Annotated in this window: 16 protein-coding genes; 4 read left to right on the plus strand and 12 right to left on the minus strand. The window is 71.1% G+C overall.

All coding sequences use genetic code 11. The annotated features are described in order from the left end of the window. Positions 1-149 precede the first annotated feature (149 nt). Genes ACXNSR_RS05890 through ACXNSR_RS05900 form a run of 3 tightly spaced genes read left to right on the plus strand, consistent with a single transcriptional unit; the run spans position 150 to position 2,576 of the window. The gene (locus ACXNSR_RS05890; RefSeq protein ID WP_458641081.1) at positions 150-314 is read left to right on the plus strand and encodes a hypothetical protein; all 165 of its coding nucleotides are present in this window, start codon (positions 150-152) and stop codon (positions 312-314) included. Continuing rightward, positions 301-1,725 carry an amidase gene (locus tag ACXNSR_RS05895; protein WP_458641082.1) on the plus strand — a complete coding sequence of 475 codons (1,425 nt, stop codon included), beginning with the start codon at positions 301-303 and terminating at the stop codon, positions 1,723-1,725. The genes ACXNSR_RS05890 and ACXNSR_RS05895 overlap by 14 nt, the downstream gene beginning before the upstream one ends. Before the next feature lie 23 nt (positions 1,726-1,748). Then, complete coding sequence (locus tag ACXNSR_RS05900) at positions 1,749-2,576, plus strand: thioesterase family protein (protein ID WP_458641083.1); 828 nt, start codon at positions 1,749-1,751, stop codon at positions 2,574-2,576. An 80-nt stretch (positions 2,577-2,656) separates the two neighbouring features. Here ACXNSR_RS05900 and ACXNSR_RS05905 read toward each other — a convergent pair whose 3' ends face one another. Beyond that, positions 2,657-3,895 (minus strand): cytochrome P450, encoded by a 1,239-nt coding sequence (locus ACXNSR_RS05905; RefSeq protein ID WP_458641084.1) that lies wholly within the window; start codon positions 3,893-3,895, stop codon positions 2,657-2,659. 101 nt (positions 3,896-3,996) lie between these two features. Between ACXNSR_RS05905 and ACXNSR_RS05910 the strand changes: the two genes are divergently transcribed. Then, positions 3,997-4,920 (plus strand): LysR family transcriptional regulator, encoded by a 924-nt coding sequence (locus ACXNSR_RS05910; protein ID WP_458641085.1) that lies wholly within the window; start codon positions 3,997-3,999, stop codon positions 4,918-4,920. A gap of 146 nt (positions 4,921-5,066) precedes the next feature. Here ACXNSR_RS05910 and serA read toward each other — a convergent pair whose 3' ends face one another. From serA to ACXNSR_RS05965, 11 genes are all read right to left on the minus strand, one after another. After that, positions 5,067-6,653, minus strand: a complete 1,587-nt coding sequence (gene serA / locus ACXNSR_RS05915; protein ID WP_458641086.1) for a phosphoglycerate dehydrogenase — start codon at positions 6,651-6,653, stop codon at positions 5,067-5,069. 81 nt (positions 6,654-6,734) lie between these two features. Then, on the minus strand, positions 6,735-7,058 hold the full coding sequence (gene fdxA, locus ACXNSR_RS05920; protein ID WP_458641087.1) for a ferredoxin: 324 nt from the start codon (positions 7,056-7,058) through the stop codon (positions 6,735-6,737). Between the two features lie 36 nt (positions 7,059-7,094). After that, positions 7,095-8,147, minus strand: coding sequence for a 2-oxoacid:ferredoxin oxidoreductase subunit beta (locus tag ACXNSR_RS05925; protein WP_458641088.1), 1,053 nt, complete (start codon positions 8,145-8,147; stop codon positions 7,095-7,097). Then, complete coding sequence (locus ACXNSR_RS05930) at positions 8,140-10,002, minus strand: 2-oxoacid:acceptor oxidoreductase subunit alpha (protein WP_458641089.1); 1,863 nt, start codon at positions 10,000-10,002, stop codon at positions 8,140-8,142. Before ACXNSR_RS05930 ends, ACXNSR_RS05925 begins: the two co-directional genes overlap by 8 nt. Further along, the gene (locus ACXNSR_RS05935; protein WP_458641090.1) at positions 9,999-10,862 is read right to left on the minus strand and encodes a VOC family protein; all 864 of its coding nucleotides are present in this window, start codon (positions 10,860-10,862) and stop codon (positions 9,999-10,001) included. Before ACXNSR_RS05935 ends, ACXNSR_RS05930 begins: the two co-directional genes overlap by 4 nt. Positions 10,863-10,866: 4 nt before the next feature. Then, a complete protein-coding gene (locus ACXNSR_RS05940; protein ID WP_458641091.1) occupies positions 10,867-12,201 on the minus strand; it encodes a hypothetical protein in 1,335 nt (444 codons plus the stop codon). Next, positions 12,198-13,283: an NAD(P)/FAD-dependent oxidoreductase gene (locus ACXNSR_RS05945; RefSeq protein WP_458641092.1), complete on the minus strand. Its 1,086-nt coding sequence runs from the start codon at positions 13,281-13,283 to the stop codon at positions 12,198-12,200. The genes ACXNSR_RS05940 and ACXNSR_RS05945 overlap by 4 nt, the downstream gene beginning before the upstream one ends. Beyond that, positions 13,280-14,602 carry a SidA/IucD/PvdA family monooxygenase gene (locus tag ACXNSR_RS05950; protein ID WP_458641093.1) on the minus strand — a complete coding sequence of 441 codons (1,323 nt, stop codon included), beginning with the start codon at positions 14,600-14,602 and terminating at the stop codon, positions 13,280-13,282. The genes ACXNSR_RS05945 and ACXNSR_RS05950 overlap by 4 nt, the downstream gene beginning before the upstream one ends. Positions 14,603-14,667: 65 nt before the next feature. After that, positions 14,668-15,036 (minus strand): aspartate 1-decarboxylase, encoded by a 369-nt coding sequence (gene panD, locus ACXNSR_RS05955; protein WP_030719588.1) that lies wholly within the window; start codon positions 15,034-15,036, stop codon positions 14,668-14,670. Between the two features lie 64 nt (positions 15,037-15,100). After that, complete coding sequence (locus ACXNSR_RS05960; protein ID WP_458641094.1) at positions 15,101-16,693, minus strand: class I tRNA ligase family protein; 1,593 nt, start codon at positions 16,691-16,693, stop codon at positions 15,101-15,103. Continuing rightward, positions 16,693-17,046 (minus strand): cupin domain-containing protein, encoded by a 354-nt coding sequence (locus ACXNSR_RS05965; protein ID WP_458641095.1) that lies wholly within the window; start codon positions 17,044-17,046, stop codon positions 16,693-16,695. Before ACXNSR_RS05965 ends, ACXNSR_RS05960 begins: the two co-directional genes overlap by 1 nt. Positions 17,047-17,074 lie beyond the last annotated feature (28 nt).

Raw genomic sequence — 17,074 nt, forward strand, 5'->3', positions numbered from 1 at the left:
AGGCAGCAGTACGGCACGGGTGAGCCTCGGACGGCCCCGCCGTCCCCGGCTCCGCACGTGATCCAAGGTATCCGGCTCCGATCACCCGGAAGGGAACCATGATGGCCGCTACGGGACCGTCCCGTCCGACCGTGCGACCCGCTCCGCCCATGGACGTCCGTGTCGGCGACGCGGCCGAACTGGCCGCCCGACTGGGGCAGCTCTTCGCCCGGCTGCGGGCCCTGGACCTGGCGGGCGTCGCGCCGGCCCCGGTCTTCCGTGCGGCGACCGACCGCCGCCCCGAGGCCCCGGGAGCCTTCGATGCAGCCCTTTGAGCTGACCGTCGAGGACGCGGCGGCGGCCCTGACGGCCCGCGCGCTGTCCCCCGTGGAACTCGTCGACTCCGTCCTGGACCGGTGCGACGCCGTCGAGGACCGGCTCCACGCGTACGTCACCGTCGTGGCGGACCGTGCGCGACGGGCCGCGCGGCAGGCGGAGCGGGAAATCCGCGAGGGCGTCCACCGCGGGCCGCTCCACGGCATTCCGTACGGCCTCAAGGACCTGATCGACGTCTCCGGGATCCCCACCACGGCCAGTTCGCGCGCGTGGGCGGGACGGATGCCCGGCGGGGACAGCACGGTGGCCACACGCCTCACGGACGCCGGCGCGATCCTGATCGGCAAGACCCACACCCACGAGTTCGCTTACGGGCTGCTCACCCCGCAGACGGCCAATCCGTGGCACGCGGACGCCGTCGCCGGAGGCTCCAGCGGCGGCTCGGCGGTGGCCGTGGCGGCCGGGACCGCGCTGTTCGCGCTGGGTACGGACACCGGAGGGTCGATCCGCATTCCGGCCGCGCTCAACGGGATGGTGGGCCTCAAGCCCACCTACGGTCTGGTCTCCCGCCACGGGGTGGCGCCCCTGTCGTGGTCCCTGGACCACGTCGGCCCCCTCACCAGGACCGTGCGGGACGCCGCCCTCGTGCTGCACGCGCTCGCCGGCCACGACCCCTCGGACCCCGCCAGCGTCTCCGCTCCGGCGGACCCGCCCGCGTCGTTCCCGGCGGACGTACGAGGGCTGCGCGTCGGCGTGCCCGTCACCTACTACTTCGACCGCGTCGATCCGGAAGTGGACGCTGCCGTCCGCGCGACGATCGACCGGCTGCGGGAGCTCGGCGCGACGGTGATGCCCGTGGACCTGCCGCTCGTCGAGTACGTCGAGGCGACGCAGTGGGGCCTGATGGCTCCCGAGGCCTCGGCGGTCCACGAGGAGGGCCTGCGCGCGACACCCGGCCTCTACGGCCCGGACATCCGGCTGCTCCTGGAGGCGGGACAGCACGTGTCCGCCCTGGACTACCTGCGCGCCCAGCGCACCCGGTCCCTCATCAGCCGCGCGTGGGGCCGGCTGTTCACCGGCATCGACCTGCTCGTTGCCCCGACCTCCCCCATCACGGCGGCGCGGCGCGGGCAGGAGACCGTGCGATGGCCGGACGGCGTCACCGAGACGGTCACCGACGCCTACGTCCGGCTCTCCTCCCCCGCCAACATCACCGGATTCCCCGCACTCTCGCTCCCGGTCGGCAGGGACTCCGCCGGACTCCCCATCGGCGCGCAGCTGATCGCCGCCCCGTTCGCGGAGTCCGTGCTCTTCCGGGTGGGAACCGCCCTCGAGGAGACGCGGTCGGACACGGGCGGACTTGCCGGGGCGGCTCGGACGGACATCATCCACAGTGCCTCGGATCGCTGAGGCAGGACCCGGAGGGCATACCCGTGAACCCAGAGCTCGTTCCGTTCCCCGACGCGCTGCCCGCAGCCTTCTACCACGACCTGGGGGAAGGCCGGTTCGAGAGCACCCCTGCCACCGCGGGCCCGTGGAGCGCGAAGTCGCAGCACGCCGGTCCGCCGTCCGCCCTGATCGGGCGGGTGCTCGAGCGCCACGGCCCCCGGCCGGGCATGCGGATCGCCCGCGTCACCGTGGAGCTGCTGCGCCCGGTCCCGGTCGCGGACCTGCGGGTCGAGGTGCGGACGGTCCGGTCCGGCGGCAGCGTCGAGATCCTGGAGGGGGAGATCACCGCCGACGGGGTCCCGGTGCTGCTGGCCCGGGCCTGGAGGCTCGTCACCAGCCCCGAGGACACTCCGGCCTTGCGGCCCGTCCCGCCCGCTCCCGCCCTGCCCGGGGCGCAGCCGCCGCACACCATGGCGGGCGCCCATCTGGACGGCTACATCGCGGCGATGGAGTGGCGCTTCGAGGACGGCGCGGGCTTCGACACGCCCGGTCCGGGGACCGCCTGGGCCCGGCAACGCATCCCCCTGGTCGCCGGCTCCCCGGACTCACCGCTGACGCGGGCGCTCACGGTGGCCGACAGCAGCTGGGCGGTCGGCTTCGAGCTCGACCATCACGAGAACCTCGTCATCAACACCGATGTGACCCTGGCCCTGCACCGGGATCCCGTCGGGGAGTGGCTGTGTCTGCGCTCGCACACCGCGGCCGACCCGAACGGATCGGGGCTCGCCGTCGGGCAGCTCGACGACGCGACGGGCAGCTGCGGTCAGGTCCTGCAGACCTTGCTGATCACTGAGCCGCGCGGCCGGCCGTGACCCGCCGCGCCGGACCCGTGGCACCCGGCGGGGCGCGCGTCCCGCCCCGCCGGGTGCCGTCCGGCTCCGGCCCCGGAGGGTCATCCGGGCCATTCGACGAGCAGGCTCCGGGGACCACGGAAAGAGACGTTCGCCGGGAAGTCGAAGTCCTGGTCCTCCACCAGCCGCATGTCCGGTGCCCGCTGCGCCAGCAGGTCGAGGGCGATCCGGGCTTCCATCCGCGCGAGCGGGGCCCCGATGCAGTAGTGGATGCCCTTGCCGAAGGCGAGGTGGCGGCGGGCATCTCCCCGGTGGATGTCGAACGTCTCGGGCTCCTCGAAGTGCTTCGGGTCCCGGTTGGCCGCGCCGAGCAGGATCAGCACCTTGGCCTGGGCGGGAATCTCGACACCGCCCACGTCCACCGCCCTGGTGGTAATGCGCCGCCAGGCCGGAATGCTGCTGTCGTACCGCAGGATTTCTTCGACCGCCTTGGAGATGAGACTGCGGTCGGCACAGATCGAGGCCCACTGCTCGGGGTTGGCCAGGAGCTGTCGGATCGCGTTGCCGGTGAAACTCGTCGTGGTCTCGTGTCCGGCGAAGCTCAGCCCGTAGGCGACATTGGTGATGTCTTCGAGCGACAGGCTGTCGGGATTCTCCTGGCGTATCCGGATCAGGTCACTGGTGAAGTCGTCCACCGGTTCCGCGGCCCGCTTGGCGACGAACTCCTCGCAGTACTCCCAGTAGTTCGTCATGTTCGTGGCGATCTCGCGCTGCTCGTCCGCGCTCGGGCGTCCCCAGCTGAAGGCTATGCGGTTCCCGCACCAGCTCTTCAGCATGTCCATGTCCTCGTCCGGGAAGCCTATGAACGTGAAGATCATGTAGGCCGGAAGCGGATAGGTCAGCGCGTTGACCAGGTCCACCTGCCCGGGCCTGATGGCGTCCACCAGCTCCGTGGCCTTGGCCCAGACCTTCGGCTCCAGCGACGCGATGCGCCGCGGGGAGAAGCCCGTCATGTTGTGCTTGCGAATGCGAGTGTGCCGCGGCGGGTCGCAGTCCGACATCACCGGGTAGGCGCGGAATCCTTTCTTCAGAATCTCCTGCGCCTCCTCCGAGAGAGGGAAAACCGGCTTCTGACCGACCCGCGCGGAGAAGGTCCCCGGGTCCTTGAGAACGGCCTCGATGTCGTCGTACCGGGTTATCACCCACATGTCGATGGCCGATGCGTAGAACGCCGGAGCCTCCTCCCGCACCGCGGTGTGGATCGGATACGGATCGGCGATGTAGGCGTCACCGAGCGGGTCGAAACCATGATGCACCGGGCATCCGGTCTTTTCGCTCATCGGCATCATTGCGAAACCTCCTCGACTTGATACTCCAATTCTCCGCCACGAGCGCCGAGTTGAAAACGAAGGAATGGTGAGGTGCGTTATGGGATTTCCTAATGACTGAACGGATCAGCCTTCGCCGGCTGCACGCCTTCGTGGCGTGCGCCGAGGCCGGAACCATGACGGGCGCGGCGCGGCAACTGTTCGTGACCCAGGGCGCGGTGTCGGTGGCGATCTCCCAGCTCGAACGGCAGATCGGTGTGCAACTGCTCCTGCGCTCCAAGGCGAAGGGGCTGACGCTGACCGAGGCCGGCCGGCTCCTCCTGCCCGAGGCCCGGTCCCTGCTGGCCCGGGCCGACGCGCTCCAGGCCGGCATGCGCGACCTGGGCAATGCCCCTTCGGGGCGCCTGGTGATCGGCTGCTTCACCACCATCGCCCCGTTCCTCCTGCCCCGCGTCCTGGAGGAGTTCCAGGCCGCCCACCCCCAAGTGACCCTGGACTTCGTGGAGGGCTCGCTCGACGACCTGCAGCAACTGCTCCTCGACGGGACGTGCGAGCTGGCAGTCCTCTACCGCGTCGACATCCAGGCCGGCATCGAGTACGACACGCTGTACGCGACCGAGCCGTACGTCCTGCTGCCGCCCGCCCATCCGCTGGCGGAGAAGGAGGAGGTCCAGCTCGCCGACCTCGCCGATCACGACATGATCGCGCTCGATGTCCCGCCCAGCCTGAGCTACTTCAACGAGGTGCTGAGCTCCGCCGGAGTGTCCCCCCGCATCCGGCACCGCACGGAAAGCTTCGAGATGGTGCGCAGTCTCGTCGCGCGGGGCGTCGGCTATTCGCTGCTCATACAGCGTCCCATCGCGGACGTCAGCTACGAGGGGCGCGGCCTGGTGGTCCGCCGGATCAAGGACGGGATACGGCCGCTGGACGTCGTCCTGGCACGTCCGGCGGGCGTCCGGCTGACGCGTCGGGCGGCGGCGTTCAGGGCGTTCTGCCGTGCGTCCGCACCCCGCCGCGAGGGCGTGTCCGCACCGTAGCGCCGGCCGCCCCGTACGCAGGCGGCCCCGCCCCTCATGCGTACTCCCCCGCTCCGCGTACGGAACGGGGGAGTACGGGTGCGGCCGGCGCCGGGGTGGGGGGCGTGTCCTCGGGGCGGCCGCGGGCGGGGGACGGCGGGCGTCCGCTACGGCATGAGTCGGACGAATCCGGCGGACGCCTCGTCGAGGGCCGACACGAGGCGGCCCACCACGGTCTCGGGGACGTCGATGTCGACGGACATGGCCGCCATCGCCCGGCCGCCGGACCGGGCGACCTCCATGTCGGCGATGTTGACGCCGGCACCGCCCAGGATCTGTCCGGCCTTTCCGATGGCCCCGGGTTCGTCGGAGTACCAGAGGAAGAGCATGCGGTCCGTGAGGTCCAGATCGATGTCGCACTCGCCGATCTCGACCAGCTTGTGGGTGCCCTTCCGGGCGGACAGGGCGCCGGCGACGACCAGCGGCCTGCCGTCCGGCAGCACGCCGCGGACGGCGACGACGTTGCGATGGTCCAGGCTCTCGGAAGTGGTCGAAAAGCGCACGGAGACGCCGATCTCCCGGGCGAGTTCCGACGCGTTCACCAGCGAGGGCTTCGTGGGGACGAGTTCGGCGAGGATCCCTCGGAGCGCTGCGGCCTCCAGGACCGTGACGTCCCGCCGGGTCACCTCGCCTCGGACCTCGATCTCCAGGTGCGTGGCGGCCCGGCGGCCCGCGAGCTCGGTGAAGAGGTGGCCGAGGTCGTCGGCAAGGGCCAGATAGGGGTGGACCTCCTCCGCGACGGGGCCTCCGGGGGCGTTCACCGCGTCGGGCACGAGCTCCCCCGCGAGTGCACGGCGCACCGAGTGGGCGACGGAGGTCCCGGCCTTCTCCTGGGCTTCGTGGGTGGAGGCGCCGAGGTGCGGGGTGACCACCACGCTGTCGAGGCCGAACAACGGGGAGGCGGTGCACGGCTCCACCGTGAAGGTGTCGAGTCCGGCCCCCGCGATGCGCCCGTCCTTCAACGCGGCGGCCAGCGCCTCCTCGTCCACGATGCCACCACGTGCCGCGTTGACGATCCGTACGGTCCGCTTGACGATGCTCAGCTCCCGCTCGCCGACGAAGCCCACCGTCTCCGGTGTCCTCGGCAGGTGCACGGTGATGAAGTCGGACTCCCGCAGGAGCCTGTCGAGCGGTACGAGGCGTGCGCCCGCGTGCAGGGCCCGCTCCTGCGTGACGTACGGATCGTGGGCGAGGATCCGCATGCCGAACGCGGACATCCTCTGGGCCACCAGGGTGCCGATGCGGCCGAGCCCGATGACCCCCAGGGTCTTGTCGGCCAGTTCGACGCCGGTGTGCTTCTGCCGGTCCCACTCCCCGCTCTTGAGCGAGAAGTCGGCCTGCGGGATGGTGCGGGCCGTGGACAGCAGGAGTCCGCAGGTGAGTTCGGCGGCGCTGACGACGTTGGAGAGGGGGGCGTTGACGACCAGGACGCCGGCCTTCGTGGCCGCGGTGACGTCGACGTTGTCCAGGCCGACGCCGGCCCGCGCGACGACCTTGAGGCGGCGGGCGGCGTCGATCACCTGGGCGTCCACGCGGGTCGCGCTGCGCACGAGGAGGGCGTCCGCGTGGGCGACGGCGGACAGCAGGGCCGGCCGGTCGGTCCCGTCGCAGTGCCGGATGTCGAAGTCGGGACCGAGTGCGGTGATCGTCGTGGGCGAGAGCTCTTCGGCTATGAGGACTATGGGCTTGGCCATGGGGAGAACTCGATCCGTGAAAGGCTCATGGGACGGAAAGGTCGAAAGGGACCGCGGGGGCCGGATCCGGCACCGGCGGGCTCAGGTCTGGGACGGCACGGGCACCGCGTCGACCACCGCGTGGTCCGCGGCGAGCGGGTCGTGATCGCGCGAACCGCCGGGCAGGCCGATGCCGTCGAACACCTCGCGGTCCGCGATGCGGTACTCGCCGAAGGCCTCCGGGAGGTCGTCCTCGTAGAAGACCGCTTCGACCGGGCAGACCGGCTCGCACGCCCCGCAGTCGACGCACTCGTCCGGCTGGATGTACATCTTGCGCGGGCCCTCGTAGATGCAGTCCACCGGGCACTCGTCCTGGCAGGCCTTGTCCTTGATGTCCACGCAGGGTTGAGCGATGACGTATGCCATGAGGGTTTCCCTCCCGTGTCGGTGGTCCGTCGGGGGTCAGCCGACGACGGACCAGGTGTCGTTTCCCACGAGCAGCGCGGCGAGGTCGCTCTTTCCGTACCGTTCCACCGCGGCATCGAGCTGGTCGGACATGAGGGTGTCGTAGACGGGGCGTTCCACCGATCGGAACACCCCGATGGGGGTCTGGTGGAGGGTGTCCGGGTCCGCCAGGCGGGAGAGGGCGAAGGCCGTGGTGGGGGTGGTCGCGTGGGCGTCGTGGACCAGGATCCGCGAGGCGTTCTCCGGAGTGACCGTGACGACCCGGAGGTCGCCGGTGGCCGGGTCGCGGACGACGCCCTTCTCGTTCTCGGCGCCGAAGCGGATCGGCTGCCCGTGTTCGAGGCGGATGACCGCTTCCTTGGCCCGGTCCTTGTCCTTGAGGACCTCGAAGGCGCCGTCGTTGAAGATGTTGCAGTTCTGGTAGATCTCCACGAGCGCCGTGCCGTTGTGGTCGGCGGCCTGCCGCAGTACCTCGGTGAGGTGTTTGCGGTCGGAGTCGACCGTGCGGGCCACGAAGGAGGCCTCGGCCCCGATCGCCAGCGACACCGGGTTGAAGGGCGCGTCCAGGGAGCCCATCGGCGTCGACTTGGTGATCTTGCCGAGCTCGGAGGTGGGGCTGTACTGGCCCTTGGTCAGCCCGTAGATCCGGTTGTTGAAGAGCAGGATCTTGAGGTTGGCGTTGCGCCGGAGGGCGTGGATGAGGTGGTTGCCGCCGATGGACAGCGCGTCGCCGTCGCCGGTGACGACCCAGACGGACAGGTCGCGGCGGGAGGTGGCGAGGCCGGTGGCGATGGCCGGGGCGCGGCCGTGGATCGAGTGCATCCCGTAGGTGTTCATGTAGTACGGGAAGCGGGAGGAGCAGCCGATGCCCGAGACGAAGACGATGTTCTCCTTCGCCAGGCCCAGTTCGGGCATGAAACCCTGAACCGCGGCCAGCACGGCGTAGTCACCGCAACCGGGGCACCAGCGGACCTCCTGGTCCGACTTGAAGTCCTTCATCGACTGCTGCGCCTCGGCCCGCGGGACCAGGTGGAGGAGGGGCTCACTCATCGATGGCCTCCTTGAGAGCGGCGGCGAGCTGCTCGGCCTTGAACGGCATGCCGTTGACCTGGGTGTGGCTGCGGGCGTCGACGAGGTACTTCGCCCGGACGAGGGTGGCGAGCTGGCCGAGGTTCATCTCGGGCACGACGACCTTCTCGTACTGCTTCAGTACCTCGCCGAGGTTCTTCGGGAAGGGGTTGAGGTGCCGGAGGTGGGCCTGGGCGATGGGGCCGTTCTCCCGCCGGATGCGGCGGACGGCCGCCGTGATCGGCCCGTAGGTCGAGCCCCAGCCGAGGACCAGGGTCCGTGCGCCGTCCGGGTCGTCGACTTCGAGGTCGGGGACGTCGACGCCGTCGACCTTGGCCTGCCGGGTGCGGACCATGAACTCGTGGTTGGCGGGATCGTACGAGATGTTTCCGGTGCCGTCCTGCTTCTCGATGCCGCCGATGCGGTGTTCGAGGCCGGGGGTGCCGGGCACGGCCCACGGGCGGGCCAGGGTGTCCGGGTCGCGCTTGTACGGCCGGAAGACCTCGGTGCCGTCGGCCAGCTCGTGGTTCGGGCCGGTGGCGAACTGCGTCCGCAGGTCCGGGAGTTCCTCGACGTCCGGGATGCGCCAGGGCTCGGAGCCGTTGGCGAGGTAGCCGTCGGAGAGCAGGAAGACCGGCGTTCGGTAGGTGAGCGCGATCCGGGCCGCCTCGATCGCCGCGCCGAAGCAGTCGGCGGGCGTCTTCGGGGCGACGATCGGGACCGGCGCCTCGCCGTTGCGGCCGTACATCGCCTGGAGCAGGTCGGCCTGCTCGGTCTTGGTCGGCAGACCGGTGGACGGGCCGCCGCGCTGGATGTCGACGATCAGCAGCGGCAGCTCCAGGGAGACCGCGAGCCCGATCGTCTCGGACTTGAGCGCCACGCCGGGGCCGGACGTGGTGGTCACGCCGAGCGCGCCGCCGAAGGCGGCCCCGAGGGCGGCGCCGATGCCGGCGATCTCGTCCTCGGCCTGGAAGGTGCGGACACCGAAGTTCTTGTGCCTGCTGAGCTCGTGGAGGATGTCCGAGGCCGGGGTGATGGGGTACGAGCCCAGGTACAGCGGCAGGTCCGCCTGGCGGGAGGCGGCGATCAGGCCGTACGAGAGGGCCAGGTTCCCCGAGATGTTCCGGTACGTGCCGGTGGGGAAGGCCCTGGTCGCGGGGGCGACCTCGTAGGAGACCGCGAAGTCCTCGGTGGTCTCGCCGAAGTTCCAGCCGGCCCGGAAGGCGGCGACGTTGGCCTCGGCGATCTGCGGCTTCTTCGCGAACTTCTGCCGCAGGAAGTTCTCGGTGCCCTCGGTCGGCCGGTGGTACATCCAGGAGAGCAGCCCGAGCGCGAACATGTTCTTGGAGCGCTCGGCCTCCTTCCGGGACAGGCCGAACTCCTTGAGCGCCTCGACGGTCAGCGTGGTCAGCGGCACGGGGTGGACCCGGTATCCGTCCAGCGAGCCGTCCTCGAGGGGCGAGGTCGCGTAGCCGACCTTGGCCATGGCGCGCTGGGCGAACTCGTCGGTGTTGACGATGATCTCGCCACCGCGCGGCACGTCCCCGATGTTCGCCTTGAGGGCGGCGGGGTTCATCGCGACCAGCACGTTCGGTGCGTCGCCCGGAGTCAGGATGTCGTGGTCGGCGAAGTGCAGCTGGAAGGACGAGACGCCCGGCAGGGTTCCGGCGGGTGCCCGGATCTCGGCCGGGAAGTTCGGCAGCGTGGAGAGGTCGTTCCCGAAGGACGCCGTCTCCGAGGTGAAGCGGTCACCCGTCAGCTGCATGCCGTCGCCGGAGTCACCCGCGAAGCGGATGACCACCCGGTCGAGACGGCGGACCTCGTGGTCGACGCTCATGCGGCATCGGTCCCTGCTGCGCCCCGCGCGGGAGCCGCGGACGTGTCGTGGAAACCGACGGCGCTGTCCCAGACCTCGGCGACGGAGCCGTCCTCCAGCCGGACGAGCCGGGGGCCGGCGGGTGGTCCCAGGGGCACGCCGAACGGGATGTCCTGCGGTGCGGAGGTCACCAGCGCCAGCCGGACGTCCGACGCCCGGGTGCTTTCCGGGCCGTCCGTGCCGACGACGAGCAGGTTCCCGACGGTGGCCAGCTCGATGCCGCCGAGGGCCTCCACCTGGAGGCGGGTGTCGCAGTCGAGGCCGAGGGCCGTCTCGTAGAGGCGGACGAGGGAGGCGAACATGCTCCGGCTCACCGCCTTGCGCAGGAGCAGCCGCACCCCCGGGTGTCCCGATCCTCGGAGCTCCGGGGGACGGGGCTGCTCGCCAGGGTTCGGGCGGTGCTCCACGAGCTCGGCGATCTCACCGTCGGGGAAGCGGACGCGGGCCCGGGCGCCCGGCAGGATCCGCTCCGGGGGTTCCAGCACGGTGGCGCCGACCTGGTCCAGGCGGCTCAGCGCGCCGTCGAGCGAGGGCACGATCACGGAGTAGGCCGTACGGCGCTGGATGTCGGTGAAGGGCCGGGCGCTGGCGATCAGGAGCATGTTCCCGACCGCCGCGAGCTCCAGCCCGCCGAAGTCGGGGATGGGCATCCTCAGGTCGGCGGTGATCCCGGTGAGCCGCTCGTAGAGGCGGATGCGCTCGTCGAGGACCGAGACGTCGATGAGGGAGCGGGCCAGCAGGCGCGGGCCGGGCAGCAGGGCGGAATCGGGCGTGGTGCGGAACCAGCGGTCCGGCAGCGCCGCCGCAGGAACAGTGGGCATCGCGTCAGGACTCCTTCCTAAGGTGCGACGTGGGTTCGCCCCACCATCTCCGGACGGTGAGTCCCCAGGACTCCAGCTCTTCGCCGACGAGGCGTCGCAGGGACGTGGCGTCACCGAAACGGTCGGGGATGCCGGTCACGGTGACGGTCAGCCGGTCGCCGGTCCGCAGGAGGCAGAGCGAGGCGCGCAGACGGGCCCGGTCCGGCAGGACGCCGGGCACGTTCATGGTGCGGACGGCGATGCCGGCGGCCTCCTGCCCGGTGAACCGGGCGATCGCCTCGGGGGTCCGGCCGAAGTTGGAGGCGACGACGGTGGTCTGCTGCGCCCCGGGGTTCTTGAGCCGGTGGGCGTGGCGTTCCGGTAGGAGATGCCACAGGGGTTCCGGGACGAGGGTGCCGCTGTGCTCGCCCGTGGTGCGGAGCAGTTCCCTCGTAGCCTGCCGGGTCTGCCGGAGGCTCTGGTGGCGGGCGGGGCCGCCCGGCACGGTCAACGGCATCACGACCAGGGCATTGGCCCGAGCGTCCCGGTCGGACCGCCGCAGGCTCACGGGGATGCCGACGTCGAACGGTTCGGACGGGTCGCCCGCCCCCGCCGCACGGACGAGGTTGGCGGCGATCTCGACGAAGAGGCTGTTGGTCGTCCCGCCGAGCACGTCCGCCTGCTGGTCCCACCGGGCGGCGTCCGTCTCGAAGATCGCCGAGGTGAAGAAGCGCGGTTCGGCCGGGGGTTCGGGACGGGCCGGGGGCCGCAGCGCGGTCCTGATCCGGTCGAGCCGTTCCGGGTTCGTCAGGGTCGCCGGGAGCCAGCGCGCGGCGGCCAGGCCGCCGCGGAGCGTCTGCTGCGCCAGGTCGGCCAGGTCGTCGAGCAGGCCGGGGGCGGCGGCCGGGCGGTGGGTGTCGTCACCGCCCGAGCCGATGGCGCGGAAGATGCCGAGCCCGTCGCAGCGGAAGTGGGGAACGGTCAGCGAGACGAGTGTGCCCTCACCGTACGGGGCCGCGGCCAGCCGCCACAGGGCGGAGCCGCCGGGCAGGAGCGGGGCCTTGACCTGGGTGTCGATCCAGTCGTTCAGAGTGGCGTCGGTCAGCGACGTCGAGGTGATGCCGAGGGTTTCCTCGTTCCTGGCCGGCACCCAGCTGCGGCGTGCCCCGGGGACGGGCGAGCTTCGGGCGCGGCGGCTCAGCCACCCCTGGTCCAGGCCGTCCCACGCGGCTTGCAGCGCTGCGACGGAGACCGGGTCCCGGAACGTCCACAGCACCTGCACGATCCTGCTGGAGCCGAGGGTGTCGGCGGCGCGGTGGAGCATCTCGTCGGTGGGGTTGAGGCGGACGGTGGCCGTCATCGGGCGGCCACCTCCTCGAGGCGGGCGGCCGCGAGCTCGCCGATCGCCGGTGCCAGTTTGAACCCGCCGCCGTTCCACCCGGTCGCGGTGACGAGACCGTCGAGTTCGGACCGCACGGTGACCTCGCCGTTCCCGGTCGATGCCAGGGCGTCGTACGCGGTGACGCCGCCCGTGACCGGGGCCGTGGCCAGGGGCGGGTAGCGGTGGCGCAGGACCGCGCGAACGCGCTCCTCCTCCTGAACCGACACACCCGGCCTGACGGTCTCGGGGACGTCGGTCACCTGCGAGGAGACTCCCGCGAGGACCAGTGAGTCCGATCCCCACGGGCGCAGCCAGGCGCCCGTGGTGACGTCCACGAGAGTGGGGAGTGTGGTGAGGCCCGCCGGTTCGCCGACCCGGAACAGGCAGTAGCCGACGGCCCGGGTGCGCAAGGGCAGGTGGACGCCGACGCTCGCGGCCAGGGAGGTGCTGGCCGCGCCCGCCGCCAGCAGGACGCCCCGGGCGTGCACGGGTCCGGCGGTGGTGTGGACCCCGGTGACGCGCGAGCCGGACGTGAGCAGGTGGGTGGCGCGTGCCGGGACCAGCCGGAGCCGGGGGCCCGCGTCGCGTGCCATGGCGTGGGCCAACGGTACGACGGGGAGCCAGCCCGCGTTCGGTTCGTGGACCGCGACCAGGTCATCGGGCACGTCGAGGGCGGGGAAGCGGGTGGCGAGGTCCCGGGCGGTGAGGATCTCCGCTTCGTGTCCGGCGGTGCCGAGGTCCGCGACCACCGCCGCGGCCTGCGGGAGGTCGCCGCGCGCCACGAGGCTCAGGCTGCCCTGCCGGCTCATCGCGGGCCAGGTGCCGCGGTGACCCCGGCGCAGGTAGACGTCCAGGGCGGCGGCGGCCGACTCCCGTCGGGACGCGGACAGGTCGAAGGCGCGGACCAGCCCGCCGGAGGCGCCCGTGGCGCCTCCGGCGATGCCTGCCGGGTCGATGACGGCGACGGCGAGACCGCGGGCGCTCAGCCTCTCGGCAGTGGCGAGCCCGATGATCCCGCCGCCGACGACGGCGACGTCGGCGGTGGGGACGGACCGGGTCACGGTGCGATCCCGGCGGCCAGCGGCTTCTCCCGGTCGTGGCTCAGGATCGAGTCGACGATGTCGGTCGCCCGTACCGAGAGCATGGCCAGCGCGCCGGCGTCGCCCATGCCGTGGCTCGCCTCGCAGAGCCCGTTGAGATAGACCTTGAGGGGCCGCGGGGTGCCGGCCTCCGTCTTCAGCTCGATCGAGTAGTCCCGCGCGACGACGGGGGTGCCCTCCTCGTCGAGCGGCAGACGGTGGGCGATGCCTTCCAGGAGCGGGTGGTACGGCTCATCGCCCGGTTCGCCGCCGAAGTCCCTGAAGCCGGTCGCCAGGATGACGACGTCGGTGTCGAGGGTCTCCTCGGTGAGGTGGTTGATGTCGCGCAGGACCATCCGGTGCCCCTGGCCGTGCGGCCTGCTGATGACGGCCTCCCGGAAGGGTTGCATCACGAGCCGGTCGGAGCCCGTGAGGTCGTACTCGCGCTGCACGCCGACGAGGCGGTCGATGACGTCCTGGTCGCAGGCCGCGTAGTTGATGGACCGCAGTTCGTCGCGCAGGCGGCGCTTCTTGGAGCTGGGCAGCGGGTGGAAGTAGTCCACGAACTGGGGGAGGAACACCTGCCGGCTGTAGGGGCTGGTGTCCTTGAGCCGGAACCCGATGCTGCGGTGGACCGCGGTCACCTGGCGCACGTTGGGGCGGCCCAGCAGGTCGAGGATGATCTCGATCGCGCTCTGGCTGGCCCCGACGACGGCGACCCGGATCGCCTTGTCCTTGAAGCGCTCCATGGACGAGAGGTACTGGGTGGAGTGGAAGACGCTCTCCCCCAGGCCCTTCTGGAACACGTACGGGATCCGGGGCGAGCGCCCGGTGCCCACGGAGACGCTGCGGCAGAGGTAGCGGCCGCCGTCGTCGGTGTCGACGCAGAACAGCTCGCTTCCGTCGTCGCCCTCGACGAGCGAGAGGTGTACGGCCGACCGACCGTAGTCCACCTGGTCTCGGAAGGCTTCGGCGACCCACGCGAGGTAGCCCGAGTACTCCCTGCGCAGCGGGAACTTGGCGTTCAGGTGGAGGTAGTCCGTCAGCTCACCGCGCGCGGCGAGGTACTTGACGAAGGTGTGAGGGCTGTCGGGGTTGCGCTGCATGGCCAGGTCGCGGAAGGGGTTGTTCTGGATGTCCGCGCCCGGGAGCAGCTGTTCTTGCTGCCACTGGAACTCGGGGGCCCGCTCGATGAAGTGGGCCAGGCCGGCGCGGCCGCGCTCTTCGAGCGCGACCGCCAGGGAGAGGTTCGCGGGTCCGAACCCCACTCCCAGCACCGGGTGGATCTCATGGGTTGTCACGGTTCACGCATCCTCGACTCGTCGTGCATGCAGGAACGTTGTCGCGGGACCGACGGGTCCGGAGGTCACGCGCTGAGGAGCGCCGTCTCGGTGATCGCGTTGGTGTCGTCGACGTGGACCACGCGGGACTTGTGGTCGGCGACCTCGTCCGGGGTGAGCTGCGCGTAGCTGATGATGATGACCTTGTCGCCGGTCTCCACGAGGCGGGCGGCGGCGCCGTTGACGATGACCTGGTTGGCGGCCGGCTCGCCGAGGATCGTGTACGTCTCGAAGCGCGCGCCGTTGTTGACGTTGACGACGTGCACCAGTTCGTGGACGCCGATGCCGGCGGCGTCGAGCAGCTCCGGCGAGATGGTGATGGACCCGACGTAGTTCAGGTTGCTGTCGGTGACGGTGGCGCGGTGGATCTTCGCGTTCATGAAGGTGCGCAGCATGGTGGATCTCCTGTGAGGATGTCGTCCGTGCGGGAGTGGTGTGCGGGGCGGATCGCCCCGCGGGTCATGCGGTCGGGGCGGCCGGGACGACCAGGCCCCGGAAGGGGTTTTCCGGTGTGCTGGACAGGTCGGCGAGCAGGGGTGCCTTGCCGACGGTGGTCGGGCCCGCGAAGGCGGTGGAAATGCTCTCGGCGAGGTCGGGGGTGATCGGCCAGGCCAGGGTGCGCAGCGCCCACAGGAACCTCAGCGCGCCGGAGACCTCGCTCGCGGCGTCGGCCTGGATCCGGGCGGAGCGCAGCGCCAGCACCTCCAGGTGGAGGGCGACCGCCTCGGCGGCCTTGCGGACGCTGAAGTTCTCCAGCCGGTAGGCGTCCTCGAAGCGCCGTCGGGACGCCTGCAGGGCCGCGTCCCACCAGGGGGAGGGCGTCGCGTCGATGTGGCGGCCGGTCAGGGCGTCGAGCTGTTCGACGATGGTGGTGAGGGGAGCGTCGTAGCGTGCGGCGATGGTGTCGGCCGCGATGGGCTCGCTGAACTCCGCCTGCTGCAGTTCGGGGCTGGTCAGGGCGAGGACGAACCGCGCCCGGTCGCGGCCGACGGACTCCAGGTAGTCGCGCGCCCAGCGCACGTCGCCCTTGCTGGTGGAGAACTTGCGGCCCTCCAGCATGTAGTACTGGTTGGTGAGCGTGCGGGTCCTGGGGAGGGGCACCGGCATGCCGTGGCGGGCCGCGAGCAGAGCCAGGGTCACGTAGACGAAGGCGTTGTAGAAGCCGTTGTCGATGCCGATGAACTGGACGAGTTCGTCGCACTCGGCCTGGGTGTCCAGACGTGCCTGCTGCAGCCAGTACAGGTGACCGACGTAGATCTCCGGCCAGGCGTTGATGGCCTGCGGCTGGATGTCGGGGCCGTCCCACTCGACCGTGATGCCCCAGGCGGTGGGGTACGTCAGCGGGATGTACGGGAGCCGCCCGGCCAGCGTGTCGGCGACGACCTTGGCCAGGTCCGGACGCAGCTGCACGTCGGTGGTCCGGTACCAGTTGGTGATCATGGACCGGTAGCGTTCGAGGTCCAGGACCCAGATCGAGACCGTTCGCTGCGGCAGGGCGGATGCGGTGTCGGTGACGGGCAGCAGGGCGCCGGGCAGGTTGTAGAGGCCACAGGCCTCACAGACGCCGGCCCTGGCGTGGGCCAGGCAGGTGGGGCAGCGTCCGGTGACGAAGGCCTCGGCCTTGTACTCACCGGTTTCGGCGTCGTACGGCAGGTCGACCTCGCGCAGGTCGAACGCGCCGTGCTCCCAGAGCCGGGTGAAGAAGCCGCGGACGAACGTGGTGTAGTCCTCGTCCGGCCGTTCGAACAGGTCGACGTCGACGCCCGCCAGTTCCAGCGACTTCGTCACGCTCTCCAGGGCGTGCCGGATGAGCGCCTCCGGCGTGGTCCCGAGCCGTTCGGCGGTGGTGACGACGTAGGTCTGGTTGTCGTCGGTGCTGGTGGCGAAGGCCACGTCGTGTCCGAGGATCTTCTGGGACCGGGCGCACACGTCACTGTTGAGGACGGGGCCGGCGAGGTGGCCCAAGTGCAGGTCGCCATTGGGCGTGGGAGGCGAGAAGGTGACGTTGACGCGGCGCGGGGCGGCGGTGTCGGCACCCGGGGAGTCGGCCATCAGGCGTCCTTGCCGGTCTCGGCGGGCTGGAGCCAGTAGATGCTCACGAAGGTCAGCGGGTCGGACTCGCTGGTGTTCGTGACCTTGTGGTCGGTGCCGTTCGGGATGTAGATGACATCGCCCAGGGTGATCCGGCGCTCCTCGGTACCGACGCGCACGTGCCCCTCACCGCTGATGAAGATGAAGGTCTCGTCGGTGGCGTGGCCGTGGGGCGTGCTCGACTCGGTCGGCCGGATGGAGCACAGGGTGCTGTTCCAGGGCGGGACGACGACGCCGTCCCAGGGGTAGAGCTGGCGGATGTCGCAGCCGTTCTTCCGGATCCGGGCGTCATCGGCATCGGTCTTCACGTGCATGGTGCAGGTCCCTTCGATGGGTGCGTCG

The organism is Streptomyces sp. NC-S4, assembly GCF_054353315.1.